Here is a 13,323-nt window from a genome sequence, read left to right as displayed (position 1 = left end):
GTTTACTCAAAATTATGAACGGCGAAACGGGTCTTTCACCAGAGATGATGAAAGTTTTTGAAACACTGCCGGGGCTGTACCTGGTGCTTTCGCCCGACCTGATCATGCTTACGGCAAGCGACGCCTACCTGCGGATAACGGCAAAAAAAAGAGAGGACGTTGCCGGTCGCCATATTTTTGAAGTGTTTACGCCCGGCGCCCGGGACCAGGGCGGCAGGGACGTCGCCAATTCGCTGATCCGCGTAATCAATACCCGCGAACCGCATGAGATACCGGTTGCCCGGTTCGATTTCCCTGATCCCGCAGATCCCGCCGTTACCAGGAGCAGCTATTGGCGAACCTCGCATACCCCGGTACTGAACAGCAGGGGCGAGATCCGTTACATCATTCACTTTACGGAGGACGTAACGGCACAGGAGGTTGCCCGCCAGCAACTCACGGCCAGCCTCGAAGAACAAACGCGTTCGGCGGCGAAAGCGCTGCAAATGAGCAACCGGATGGAGAAGCTGGTGAGGGAGATCCCCGCCAGGATTGCCATCCTTTCTGGCCCGGATTGGGTATTCGAATACACCAATCCTCATTTCGAGGCATTCTTTTCACAACGCAGCCTGCGGGGCAAGCCGCTGCTGGAGGCGATGCCGGAACTGGCCGGTCACGAGGTGCTAAAAGCCCTGAAACATGTTTACGATACCGGCGAAACCTATTCAGGTACCGAAATGCGTATCCCGATGGTCCGGCAGGACGGTGGAAAACCGGAAGACCATTACTTTAATTTCGTTTACCAGGCCAGGTACGACGAAAACGGGGTCATCAACGGCATCCTCAGCTTTGCCTATAACATTACCGAATTGGTGACTGCGCGCGAATTGCTCCAGGAATCGGGCGAGGAGATCCAGGCCACCAACGAAGAGCTGAAAGCCACTAACGAAGATCTTTACCAGGCGCAGCGCAACCTGCAGAAGTTGAACGAAGACCTTGAGAAGCGCGTAGGGCTCAGGACGAGCCAGCTGCTGGCCGCCCGGGAGGACGCCATCCGCGAGCGCGACAGGCTGAACGCTTTTTTCATGCAGGCGCCGGCAGGTATTTGTGTGCTCGACGGCCCGGAAATGATCTTCGAGCTTGTGAACCCGCCTTACCAGCAGCTCTTCCCCGGGCGAAATTTGCGTGGAAAGCCCTTGCTGGAAGCTTTACCTGAGTTTGCCGGGCACCCGATCTGCGACATCCTGATCGATATCTACCGCACCGGCAAAACGTTCGAAGGAAAGGAGGTGATGGTGCCCCTGGCCAGCAATGATGACGGCCCGGTAGAAGAACGGTACTTCAATTTTATTTACCAGGCGAAGCATGATATCCACGGTATGGTAGACGGCATCCTGGTGTTCGTGTTCGAAGTGACGGAAACCGTGCTCACCAGGCGAAAAAAAGAAGAAAACGAAAAACGGTTCAGGTTCCTGCTTAACGCGATCCCGCAGCAGGTATGGACCTCGCGTCCTGATGGCGCCCTCGATTATGTGAACCAGGTAGTGTGCGACGACTTCGGCCAGCCGATGGAGGTCATTGTAGGAAGCGGGTGGAATGAGTTTATCCACCCCGACGATCTCGGCGATTGCCTCAGGAAATGGCGCCATGCGCTGGAAGCCGGTACCGCGTACACGGTAGAATTTCGCCTGCGGTTTAAAGACGGCGACTATCGCTGGCACCTTGGACGTGCCCTGCCGCTGATCGAAAACGGCCAGATCGCCTTTTGGCTGGGCACCAATACCAATATCGACATCCAAAAGGACAATGAACAACGTAAGGACGAGTTCCTTTCGATCGCCAGTCACGAACTGAAAACGCCTCTCACCAGTATCAAAGCGTTTAACCAGATGATGCAGCGCACCGATGACGCGGAAAGGCTTGCCGGTTTTGCAAAGAAATCTGCGGGCCATATCTTTCGCCTCGAAAAACTGATCAGCGACCTGCTCGACGTGACCAAGATCAACGCAGGTAAGATGATCTACAACATGCAGCCTTTCAGCCTTAAACAGATGCTGGCAGATACTATCGAAAGCGTACAGCATATGGCGCCCAGCCACCAGCTGATACTGGAACACGCCGAAGACGTGGAGTATACCGGCGATCGCTTTCGGCTCGAGCAGGTGGTGAGCAACTTCCTGAACAACGCCATCAAATACTCTCCCGGCGAGAAAGAAGTGATCATTAATTGCGAAGTGGAACGGGATAACGTAGTAGTGTCGGTGAAGGACTTTGGCATCGGCATCGCCGAAGGGGACCTGCTCCACCTTTTTGAACGTTATTACCGTGTGGACAATACGGCGATGCGCTTTGAAGGACTGGGTCTCGGTTTGTTTATCTCTTCCGAGATCCTGAAGCGGCACCAGGGCAGTTTCTGGATAGAGAGCCAACCAGGTGCAGGTTCGACGTTCTATTTCCGGCTTCCGCTGGATTCGCACAACGTCGCGAAAGCGAAACGCATCGGCAACACGTTTTACCAGGACACAACCATTACCATCACTTACTACGAACGGTCTCACAGGATATATGCCGATTGGACGGGTTTCCAGGACCTGGATTCGGTAAAGAACGGCTGCCTGGTATTGCTGGAAATGGCGGAGAAAAACCGGTGTAGTAAAATTGTGAACGACAATACGCATGTACTCGGCAGCTGGTCGGAGGCCGTAGATTGGGTGAGCGGCGTATTTTTCCCGATGTTGGAAAAAGCCGGCATCACCCACCTGGCCTGGGTATATGCGCCAAATGTGTTCAGCCGGCTGTCGGCGAATAAAGCCGCCGGTGTTGCCGCCGGAAATATTGATACGCAGCTTTTTACGGCGCTTTCTGAAGCAGAAAAATGGATTGATAACAGGTAATGAACAGGGGAAACGATAAATCGCCGCACATCCTTAACGCTTCGTCAAACTTGCTGGGGCTATGCTTTGTGATGGTAACCTCCCTGAAGTTCCTGAAAATGAATGAACGGACCGTGATAGATGAAACCATAACCATAGCCATCGTCTTTTTTATGCTTAGTTGTATGTTGTCGTTCCTCTCTATCCGCGGCAGCATCAAATCAGGCACCCGGTATGAGTATCTTGCAGATTTTCTCTTTTTAGCCGGGCTGATCATTTTGTTCGTGACGGCTATTTTATTCCTGTTTAACATTATCAGCTAAAATGGAAACCCATGAGATAGAACGGCTGATCCGCATCAGCAAGGAGCATCCCCTGCTGCCGGAAACCTACATTCCCTGGCAGGATGATCCGCTGCCCGGTGATGTTTTCCTCCCCGAACGGCTGAACTCCCTGCACGGCCTCCCGGTATACGATACGCTGACGCCCGGGCAAAAACTCGATCTGGGCCGGCATGAGACCGTACAGGTGATGTATTCGTACGGGTGGGGAGAGCAGCTGTTTTGTCTTTTCGTGAACCGTTATATCCTGGATATCCCGCCGCACCACGCCGAGCACCGCTTCCTCATCCGCGAAGTGATCGAGGAATACCGCCACCAGGAGATGTTTACGCAAGCCATCATGCGGTTAAACGGCGACCCGGTAAAACCGACACGGTGGCATCGCTTTGCGGGCACGTTTACCGCGAAATACCTGCCGCCCGACTTTATGTTCATGACGGGATTATCCGTTGAACTGGTAACGGATAAGTATGGTTACTACCTCCGGAAGGAACCAGGCGTTTACAATGTGCTGAAAAAGGTGAATGAGCTGCACTCTATCGAAGAGGGCAGGCATATTCATTTTACTAAAGGATTGCTGGAACGGTATACCGCCAAAGCCGGCTTTTTTAAGAAGACCTTGTACAGCCTGCTGGTATTGGGAAATATCTACTTCCTCAGAAGCCTGTACATACGCAAGGAGATCTACCAGCGGATCGGAATCCCCGACCCGGAAAAATTATACCGGATCGCTTATCGCAACTACAAAGCTAAGTTTGCCGAAAACTGTCTCGGCGGGGTAGTGGAGTTCGTAAATGACTTCGGCGGGTTCAACCTGCTAACACGCCCGCTCTGGAAATCGATCCTGGGCGTCCGCTTTTAACCTGTGCGTGGGTTTTGCCCTGCACCACCGGGCGTGTTCACCATCGTACCAGTCGCTTTGCCCACGTAACCAGTAATCATAAACATTGCAGGATAAATTCTGTGAAAAGCAAAAAATGCACGACCGCCGGGGAAAGGATTAAGCCGGAAACCTTACCTTGCCTGTATGAAATTGTATAAAACATTAAACGGCATTGTTCTGGGATACGAAGATTCGTTATACGAGGTGGAACAGGATTGGGACACGCTGGTAAACCGCGATCATTTGTATGGATTCCTGCTTGGCTTGATGCCCGGGTTGAAGACCGCCACCTTATCAGGTATCTGCGCACCTGTTGGCGGCCAGGAGATCTGGGCAGCTGGCGTAACGTATTCGCGCAGCATGGAGGCGAGGATGGAAGAATCTAAGGAATCCGGCGCCGCCGACCTGTACGACCGCGTTTACCATGCGGCGCGCCCCGAACTGTTCTTTAAATCGGCGGCCTGCCGGGTATCGGGACCAGGGGAGCCGGTTTATATCCGCAAGGATTCGGCGTGGAACGTACCAGAGCCCGAACTGACGCTTTTCATCAACTCGAACGGGAACATCCAGGGATATACCGCAGGTAACGATATGAGTTCCAGGAGCATAGAAGGGGAGAACGCCCTGTACCTTCCGCAGGCGAAGATCTACGATCGCAGCGCCGCTATCGGTCCCTGCCTATATGTTCCGGAATCGCCGGTAGCGGACGATACGGAAATCGCCATGTCGATTTTCCGTAAAGGGGAGACGATGTACCACGACGCCGTAAAGATCAGCCGCATGAAACGCAAGCACGAAGAGCTGGCCGGCTACCTTTTTCGCGAAACCTCCTTCGAACATGGCTGTTACCTCATGACCGGCACGTGCCTTGTGCCCCCCAACGAGTTCACCCTGAAACCAGGAGACGTCGTAGAGATATCCATCGATGCCATCGGCACCCTCAAAAACACCGTTTCCCATAACTCCCACCGCTGACAACTCCGCAAGATCCGGGTTTCTTCGCTTCCCGTTACGCTTACTTTTGTATCGATAAATCGTAACACATGGAAACTCAACACGAAATTGATTATAAAAGGATCGAACAGGCGATCGGCTTTTTAAAGGGAAATTACAAGCGCCAGCCTTCGCTGGAAGAGGCGGCCGCGCATGTGAGCCTCAGCCCCTTTCATTTTCAGCGTATGTTTAAGGATTGGGCGGGAATTACCCCCAAACAGTTTCTTCAATACCTGAGCATAGAACACGCTAAGAACATATTGAAGGATAAACAGGCTACCCTGTTCGACACCGCCTATGAAACCGGCCTCTCGGGTACCGGCCGTTTATACGACCTGTTCGTGCGTATAGAAGGGATGACGCCCGGCGAGTATAAGAATGGCGGGGAGCAACTGAAAATCAACTACAGCTTTGCAGAGAGCCCCTTCGGAACGCTACTGGTGGCGGCCACCGCCAAAGGGATCTGTTACATGGCGTTTGCCGATGAAGGACAGGAAGCCGCCTTCGCCGGGCTTCAAAGGCAATTCCCGAACGCAACTTACCAACACCTGCTTGATACGGTCCAGCAAAACGCGCTCTTCATTTTTACACAGGACTGGAGCCGGCTGAACGAGATCAGGCTTCACCTGAAAGGTACGTCATTCCAGGTGAAAGTATGGGAGACGCTGCTCAAGATCCCGATGGGCGGACTGACAACCTACTCGAAAATCGCCGAAGAGATCCAACATCCCAAAGCCAGTCGCGCGGTGGGCTCTGCCGTTGGCGATAACCCGGTGGCGCTGCTTATTCCCTGTCACCGCGTGATCCGCGCCACGGGCGAAACCGGGCAGTACCACTGGGGAAGTCAGCGCAAAAGCGCCATGATCGGTTGGGAAGCGTCGCGCGTCTCAAATGAGGCCAGGGACCACTCAATCACCCTGGGCTTATAATATTTCATCCCTGCGGAGTGCGAAGACAGCGAAGCCTCCGCAGGAAGGATGCGGAGTAACTTACTCACTTATTTATAGAATCCGCCTGTTGTAACCGCCTCGGGTACGGCATGTTGTTCCAGCCAGGTGCAGGTGTATTCCGCTACTTCCGCCCAGCCGGGCTGCCCGCAGATAAAATGGCCGCGGTTGGCAAATTCCTTAAAGGAGGTGACGCTGGCTTCATCGGTATAGGCCTTGAAATTCTTCTCGTTCAGCGTATTGGGAATGATCTCGTCTTTTTCACCTGCGACGAAAAGTAACGGCACATGCGGCAGTTCGGTATCAAGCTGGCCCGCCTCGCCCATACAATCGCGCAGTACGTTTCGGCTGTCGTGCGTCGCGTATTGCCCGTACGGTTCGCGGGTTTCTTCCAGCGTCATGGTATTGCAGAACGACGCATGGAAATTCTCCAGGTCCATATAAAAAGGCTCATTACCTTTCAGCGGGTTGGCGATCATTGCGCTGTTTTTTAAAAACCCCCAGTCGAAATCGAGCATGGCATTGGGTGCAACCGAGTTAATGGCTACGCCTGCGCTCACCATTTCGCGGTTAACCAGCAATTGTACGATCAGGCCGCCGACAGAATGACCGATCACAATGGGTTTTTCGTTAAGGCCCAAAATGACCTTTTCTATCTCGCCCACGACGTCGTTAAGCCGGAGGTCGCCCAACCCGGCAGGCGGATTCTCTCTCAGGTCGCGCGGCTCGCCGCTATGTAACGGCCAGGCAGGGGCCAGGCAGCGGTATCCTTTTTCACTAAAATAATTGGTCCATTTTTCCCAACTTTTGGGATTTTGGAACATTCCGTGGATAAATACGATGGTGTTTTTCATGTTGTCTCCTGGTAGTAGGTACCAACTTATAACGACAGGAAATAAGCCTGGTTTGACCGTAACCCGGAATAAAGCAGAGCTTATAGCTCTAAAACCTGTAAAAAACCTCGTGAATTGCCGGATAAAAAATCGTAACTTACACCCATATAAAAACTAAAAAACACACACCATTGGGTAAATCAACAGAAACCTTCGGCAAGAAGGAAAAAGAAAAGAAAAGACTAAAGAAACAGCAGGAAAAAAAAGAGAAAGCCGAAGAGCGTAAAAATACTTCGAGCAAGGGAAAGGGCCTCGACGACATGCTGGCTTACGTGGACGAAGACGGAAATATTTCCTCAACGCCCCCCGACCCTTTCAAAAAGAAAAAAATTGACGCCTCCGAGATCCAGATCGGTGTGGCAAAAAGGGTGGACGAACCGGCAGCGGCCCGTACAGGAACCATCACCTTCTTTAATGAAGCCAAAGGATACGGGTTTATTAAAGATCTCCAGTCGCAGGAAAGCGTTTTCGTGCACATCAACGCCCTCACGGTGCCCGTGAAGGAGCGTGATAAAGTAACTTTCGAGACCGAATCAGATCAGAAAGGCCTGCATGCCATCAACGTCAGGAAGATTTAATATATAGGGAACGGAGAATAGGTTGATAGATTCTCCATTTCTCTTTTTAACAAATTTTAACAAATAACCCTCCGCTTCGTGCTTGAAAAAAATGTTTGTGTGTTTAAGTTTGCTTCCTGAAAAATAAAAACGACCTCATGGAAGAATATAACAGCAACACCCTACCGCAGGACACTCAGCCGCCGGTTTCTTACTCAACGGATATCAGGGCGCTGAACGAAATGATCCAGCGGGAAAGCGCCTTTATCGACGTGCTGAAGATAGAGATGGATAAAGTGATCGTTGGGCAAAAATACATGGTAGACCGTTTGCTGATAGGTTTGCTGGCCGACGGGCACATTTTACTGGAAGGCGTGCCAGGTTTGGCGAAAACATTGGCGATCAACACCCTTTCTAAAGCCATCCAGGCGGATTTCAGCAGGATCCAGTTCACCCCCGACCTTTTACCCGCCGATTTGATCGGCACCATGATCTATAACCAGAAGAAAGAAGAGTTCATTGTGCGGAAAGGTCCGCTGTTCTCCAATTTTATCCTGGCGGATGAGATCAACCGTGCGCCGGCAAAAGTGCAAAGCGCCCTGCTCGAGGCCATGCAGGAACGGCAGGTGACCATCGGCGACCATACCTTCCCGTTACCCGCGCCGTTCCTGGTGCTGGCCACCCAGAATCCCATCGAGCAGGAGGGTACTTACCCGCTTCCCGAAGCGCAGGTAGACCGCTTTATGCTGAAGGTAGTGATCGGCTATCCCGGCAAGGAAGAAGAAAAACGCATCATACGGGCCAACATCTCGCCGCAGGGAATGATGAAGCCTACACCGGTGATCCACCCGGAAGATATCTTGAAAGCCCGAAAAATCGTGCGCGAGGTGTATATGGACGAGAAAATCGAGCAGTACATTATTGATATTGTTTTCGCTACACGTTTCCCCGATCAATATAAGCTCGCTAGTTATAAGAACCTCATCTCCTTCGGCGCATCGCCACGTGCCAGCATCAACCTCGCCTTAGCGGCAAAGGCATATGCCTTTATCAAGCGGCGTGGTTATGTGATCCCCGAAGATGTACGGGCCGTTTGTCACGACGTGCTGAGGCACCGCATCGGCTTAACCTATGAGGCGGAAGCGGAGAACATGACCGCCGAAGACATCGTTACCGGGATCCTGAACGCCATCGAAGTACCTTAACCCGCACATTTCTTATTTATTGACTATGGCCCGCGATACCAAGGAGCTGCTCAAAAAAGTCAGGAAGATCGAGATTAAAACCCGGGGCCTGAGTAATCACCTGTTTTCTGGTGAGTACCATTCGGCCTTTAAGGGGAGAGGTATGGCTTTCAGCGAGGTGCGCGAATACCAGCCGGGTGACGAGATCCGTACCATCGACTGGAACGTGACTGCCCGGTTTAACCATCCCTACGTAAAGGTGTTCGACGAGGAGCGCGAACTGACGGTGATGCTGTTGATGGACGTAAGCGGCTCGAAGAATTTTGGCACCCAGCAGCAGTTAAAGCAGGACCTGGCGACCGAACTTTGTGCCGTGCTGGCTTTTTCGGCCATCCAGAACAACGACAAGGTGGGTGTGCTGTTTTTCAGCGACAAAGTGGAGAAGTTTATCCCGCCCAAAAAAGGCCGGAGCCACATCCTGATGATCATCCGCGAGCTGATCGATTTCAAGCCCGACCATACAGGAACAGATGTGGCCGGCGCGCTCAAATACTTCACCGGCGCGCTCAAAAAGCGATGCACCGCGTTCCTCATTTCGGATTTTATCAGTCCGGCGTTCGAAAGCGAATTGAAGATCGCCAATAAGAAGCACGACATCATCGCGTTAAAGCTATTTGATAAACACGATGAGGAGTTCCCTGATCTTGGGCTCATCCAGTTAAAAGACGAAGAGACCGGCCGGCTAGCCTGGGTAAATACGGGGAACAGTGAAGTGCGCAAAGCCTTTAAAGCGAATGCGTTAAGAAGAAATGCGCAAGTGAAGGAGAGCTTTCGTAAATCGGGCGTTGATTTTGCGGCGATAGGCACACACGAATCCTATGTCAAACCACTGATGACACTTTTCAAAAAGCGGGAAAGCAAGCGTTGAGACATGAGAAAATTTAAAACGTTTTGTTGGTTAATGCTCCTCGTCGCCGGGTATTTGCAGGCAGCCGCAAGGCAGGTTACGCCTTCAGCAACAGCGGAGATCGGCAAATCCTCGCTGCTGATCGGCGAACAAACCACCATTCAGTTGACTGTGAAGCTGCCCGCCGGCGCTTCGCTGGTATTGCCGGCGTTGCTGGATACGCTGGCGAATCACGTAGAGGTGGTGAGCGCCGGGAAAACCGACACCGCGAAAGATCAGCAGCATCCAGGTAACGTTACGGTAAGACGTATCTCGCTGATCACGTCGTTTGATGCCGGAACTTATATTATTCCGCCTTTCCGCGTGATCGCCGGTAAAGATACGATCTACACCAACCCGCTTACGCTGCAGGTAACCACCGTTGCGGTTGATACCACCAAAGCCATTTATGACATCAAGCAGCCCTTGGGAGTGACCTATACGTTCCTCGATTTTTTACGTGATAATTGGCACTGGATCACAATCGCCCTGCTCGTTGCCGGGCTTGCCGCAGGGTTGGTGATCTACTTGCGGAAGCGGCCGAAACCGGCCCCGGCACCGGTTAAAGAGGTGGCGGCGGAAATTCCCCCTGGAACGGCGGCACTGGCGAAGCTCCGGGAGCTAAAGGACAAAAAGCTGTGGCAGCAGGACCAGGTGAAACAATACCACAGCGAACTGACCGACGTTATCCGCGAATACCTTGAAAAACGCTACGGGGTAAAGACCTACGAAAAAACCACGGAAGAGATCTTGCATAGTTTGCATTATAGCGGCATTGCAGCCGAAGACATCAATCGCCTGAGCGGCATCCTGGTAATGGCCGACCTGGTGAAATTTGCGAAGGAACGTCCATTGCCCTCAGATAATGAACAGAGCATGGAGCGCGCAGTAGATTTCGTTGTAAGAGGAGGCAATGCACATGTTTAAAGGCATCGAGTTTGCTCATCCCGGGGTTTTCTGGCTGTTCCTGCTTATCCCCCTGATGGCGGGATGGTACGGCTGGCGTGAGCGGAGTTTCCAGGGCAGCCTGGGCGTATCCGGTTTAAAAGGATTTGCCGCGGCGCCAAAAAGCGTCGTTCCGCGGTTGCGGCATCTTACCATTTTGTTGCGTCTCCTGGCATTATCGGCATTGATCGTAGCGCTCGCGCGACCGCAATCTTCGCTGAGCTGGCAAAATACCACCACCGAAGGGATCGACATCGTAATTTCCTACGACATCTCCGGGAGTATGCTCGCCGAGGATTTCAAACCGAACCGCCTGGAGGCGGGTAAACAGATCGCCATCGATTTTATCAAAGACCGGCCCAACGACCGCATCGGCCTGGTGGTTTTCAGCGGCGAGAGCTTTACGCAATGCCCGTTGACCATCGACCATGATGTGCTCGTTAACCTGTTCGACGACCTCAGTTACGGCATGATAGAAGATGGCACGGCCATCGGGATGGGCCTTGCCACGGCGGTGAACCGGTTGAAGGGCAGCGAAGCAAAAAGCAAGGTCGTGATCCTCCTCACCGACGGGTCGAATAACATGGGCTCCATCGCCCCGCTTACGGCCGCGGAGATCGCTAAACAATTTAATGTACGGGTTTATACCATCGGCATGGGAACCAACGGCTACGCCAATATGCCAATTCAGACCTCCATGGGTGTGCAGTACCAACGGGTGAAGGTGCAGATCGACGAGCCGACACTGAAGGAAATTGCGGCCACTACCGGGGGTAAATATTTCAGGGCCACCAATAATGAAAAACTGGAGCGGATCTATGAATGGATCGACCGCATGGAGAAAGCGCGGATAGAAGTAACGCAGTACCGTAAAAAAACCGAGATGTTCCTCCCATTTGCCCTGGTGGCGCTGGGCTTAATTCTGGTTGAATTTATTTTAAGAAACACTTTGCTGAGGGGGGCTTTAACCTGATGTTACGCTTCGCACATACCGGATTTTTATGGGGACTGGCAGCCATACCTCTTTTCATCCTGTTTTTCGGCTGGTTAAGCCAGTGGAAGAAACGCGCCATTGCCTCCCTGGGCGATAAACACGTAGTAAAGCAACTGATGCCGGCCGTTTCTTCGTCGACGCCATGGATCAAGTTCGCTTTGTTCCTGCTTGCCTATGCTTCGTTGATCACGGGGCTGGCAGATCCGCAGGTCGGGTCGAAAATGGAGGAGGTGAAACGCGAGAGCGCCGACCTCATGATCCTGCTCGACGTGTCGAACAGCATGTTATCTGAAGACCTGGCGCCAAACCGCCTCGAAAATGCCAGGCGCGCCATCGCCCAACTGATCGATAACCTGCATAATGACCGTATCGGCCTGGTGGTATTCGCCGGCCAGGCGTATGTGCAGCTGCCGGTTACGACCGATTACTCCGCCGCCAAACTGTTCCTGAACACCATCAACACCAATATGGTGCCCACCCAGGGTACGGCCATAGGTGCAGCCATCGACCTGGGAATACGGTCGTTCGATTTTAAAAACGGCACGGGCAAATCCATCATCATCATCACCGATGGGGAAAACCACGAGGACGACGCCATCAGCGCTGCAAAAGATGCGCTGGAGAAAGACGTAACCGTGAACGTGATCGGTGTGGGCTCGGTTGATGGCGCCCCGATCCCGATGTATTATAACGGCCAGAAATCGGGTTTCAGAACAGACAGTACGGGCAAGCCGGTGGTGACCAAACTCAATGAGGACATGTGCAAGCAGATCGCGGCAGCCGGGAACGGCACATATGTGCGGGCTTCGAATGCCAACAGCGGGTTAAATATCATTATGGACCAGATCGCCAAAATGCAGCGTAAAACGGTAAGCAGCAAATCGTTCAGGGATTTCGAAGACCGCTTCCAGTTCTTCCTGGGGCTGGCCCTTTTATGCCTGGTAGCCGAGTTTTTTATCTCTAACAAAAAGAGCTCAAGATTAAGTAAGGTGAAATTATTCGAGGTAAGATCATGAGAAAGCGCATTACACTCCTGTTGTTATTGCCCTGCGGGCTATTGTTTGCACAGGAAAAAGCCCATATCAAAAAAGGCAACGACCTGTATAAGCAGCAGGATTTCGCGGGCGCTGAAGCAAATTACCGTAAGTCTATCGCGAAAAAAAGCCAGACGCTGGAAGGTAATTTTAACCTTGGAGATGCACTTTATAAGCAAAAGAAATTTGCCGAAGCGGCTGAACAGTTTAACAAGATAGCCGGCGCATCGAACGCCAAACCGGTACTGGGAAAAGCCTATCATAATATGGGAAATGCCTTGCTGGAAGCCAATAAGCTGGAAGAAAGCATCGCCGCGTATAAAAAGTCGCTCATCAGCGATCCGAACGATGACCAGACCCGCTACAACCTGGCGTATGCACAGGAAAAGCTGAAACGGCAGCAACAGCAGGATAAGAAAGACCAGCAAAATAAGGATAAAAACAAAGACAAGGACCAGCAGAACAACGACAAGAAAGACGATAAAGACAAGAAAGGCGATAAAGACAAGAAAGACGATAACGACAAGAAAGGCGATAAAGACAAGGATAAAAAAGACCAGGATAAGAATAACCAGGACAAGAAAGACGAAAATAAAAAGGACCAGCAGGAAAAGCCTCAGCCGAACAAACTTTCTAAAGACGATGCGGAGCGCATGCTTGAGGCGCTGAACAATAACGAAAAGGAGACGCAGGATAAGATGAAGAACAAGAAGCTGAAAGGCGTAAAGGTGAAAGTGGCGAAAGATTGGTAAAA

13 protein-coding genes are annotated in these 13,323 nt (G+C 52.0%); 12 read left to right on the top strand and 1 reads right to left on the bottom strand.

The genetic code is table 11. The features are described from left to right. Window positions 1-14 precede the first annotated feature (14 nt). The 5 genes from GS398_RS10535 to GS398_RS10515 all read left to right on the top strand — a co-directional run bounded on the left by GS398_RS10535 (window position 15) and on the right by GS398_RS10515 (window position 5,998). Window positions 15-2,873: a PAS domain-containing protein gene (locus tag GS398_RS10535; RefSeq protein ID WP_160906717.1), complete on the top strand. Its 2,859-nt coding sequence runs from the start codon at window positions 15-17 to the stop codon at window positions 2,871-2,873. Further along, window positions 2,873-3,175, top strand: coding sequence for a hypothetical protein (locus GS398_RS10530; RefSeq protein WP_160906716.1), 303 nt, complete (start codon window positions 2,873-2,875; stop codon window positions 3,173-3,175). Before GS398_RS10535 ends, GS398_RS10530 begins: the two co-directional genes overlap by 1 nt. 1 nt (window position 3,176) lies before the next feature. After that, window positions 3,177-4,055 carry a diiron oxygenase gene (locus GS398_RS10525; RefSeq protein WP_160906715.1) on the top strand — a complete coding sequence of 293 codons (879 nt, stop codon included), beginning with the start codon at window positions 3,177-3,179 and terminating at the stop codon, window positions 4,053-4,055. 165 nt (window positions 4,056-4,220) lie between these two features. Next, window positions 4,221-5,051 (top strand): fumarylacetoacetate hydrolase family protein, encoded by an 831-nt coding sequence (locus GS398_RS10520; RefSeq protein ID WP_160906714.1) that lies wholly within the window; start codon window positions 4,221-4,223, stop codon window positions 5,049-5,051. A 68-nt stretch (window positions 5,052-5,119) separates the two neighbouring features. Beyond that, window positions 5,120-5,998 carry a methylated-DNA--[protein]-cysteine S-methyltransferase gene (locus GS398_RS10515; RefSeq protein ID WP_160906713.1) on the top strand — a complete coding sequence of 293 codons (879 nt, stop codon included), beginning with the start codon at window positions 5,120-5,122 and terminating at the stop codon, window positions 5,996-5,998. 68 nt (window positions 5,999-6,066) lie between these two features. Here the strand turns inward: GS398_RS10515 and GS398_RS10510 are convergent, their stop codons facing one another. Beyond that, window positions 6,067-6,870: an alpha/beta hydrolase gene (locus tag GS398_RS10510; RefSeq protein WP_160906712.1), complete on the bottom strand. Its 804-nt coding sequence runs from the start codon at window positions 6,868-6,870 to the stop codon at window positions 6,067-6,069. 170 nt (window positions 6,871-7,040) lie between these two features. On the opposite strand from GS398_RS10510, the gene GS398_RS10505 reads away from it, so the two are divergent. The 7 genes from GS398_RS10505 to GS398_RS10475 all read left to right on the top strand — a co-directional run bounded on the left by GS398_RS10505 (window position 7,041) and on the right by GS398_RS10475 (window position 13,321). Next, the gene (locus GS398_RS10505) at window positions 7,041-7,487 is read left to right on the top strand and encodes a cold-shock protein (protein ID WP_160906711.1); all 447 of its coding nucleotides are present in this window, start codon (window positions 7,041-7,043) and stop codon (window positions 7,485-7,487) included. Between the two features lie 137 nt (window positions 7,488-7,624). Continuing rightward, complete coding sequence (locus GS398_RS10500) at window positions 7,625-8,671, top strand: AAA family ATPase (protein ID WP_160906710.1); 1,047 nt, start codon at window positions 7,625-7,627, stop codon at window positions 8,669-8,671. Window positions 8,672-8,696: 25 nt separating this feature from the next. After that, entirely contained in the window at window positions 8,697-9,578 is an 882-nt protein-coding gene (locus GS398_RS10495) for a DUF58 domain-containing protein (protein ID WP_160906709.1), read from the top strand. Window positions 9,579-9,611: 33 nt separating this feature from the next. After that, entirely contained in the window at window positions 9,612-10,523 is a 912-nt protein-coding gene (locus GS398_RS10490; protein WP_160906708.1) for a BatD family protein, read from the top strand. Then, window positions 10,510-11,514 carry a vWA domain-containing protein gene (locus GS398_RS10485; protein WP_237488155.1) on the top strand — a complete coding sequence of 335 codons (1,005 nt, stop codon included), beginning with the start codon at window positions 10,510-10,512 and terminating at the stop codon, window positions 11,512-11,514. The genes GS398_RS10490 and GS398_RS10485 overlap by 14 nt, the downstream gene beginning before the upstream one ends. Next, window positions 11,514-12,551, top strand: coding sequence for a vWA domain-containing protein (locus tag GS398_RS10480; protein WP_160906707.1), 1,038 nt, complete (start codon window positions 11,514-11,516; stop codon window positions 12,549-12,551). The genes GS398_RS10485 and GS398_RS10480 overlap by 1 nt, the downstream gene beginning before the upstream one ends. Next, window positions 12,548-13,321: a tetratricopeptide repeat protein gene (locus tag GS398_RS10475; protein ID WP_160906706.1), complete on the top strand. Its 774-nt coding sequence runs from the start codon at window positions 12,548-12,550 to the stop codon at window positions 13,319-13,321. Before GS398_RS10480 ends, GS398_RS10475 begins: the two co-directional genes overlap by 4 nt. Window positions 13,322-13,323 lie beyond the last annotated feature (2 nt).

The organism is Hufsiella ginkgonis (genome assembly GCF_009834915.1).
Taxonomy (GTDB): Bacteria; Bacteroidota; Bacteroidia; order Sphingobacteriales; family Sphingobacteriaceae; genus Hufsiella; species Hufsiella ginkgonis.
This window is presented reverse-complemented; position numbering and strand designations above follow the sequence as displayed.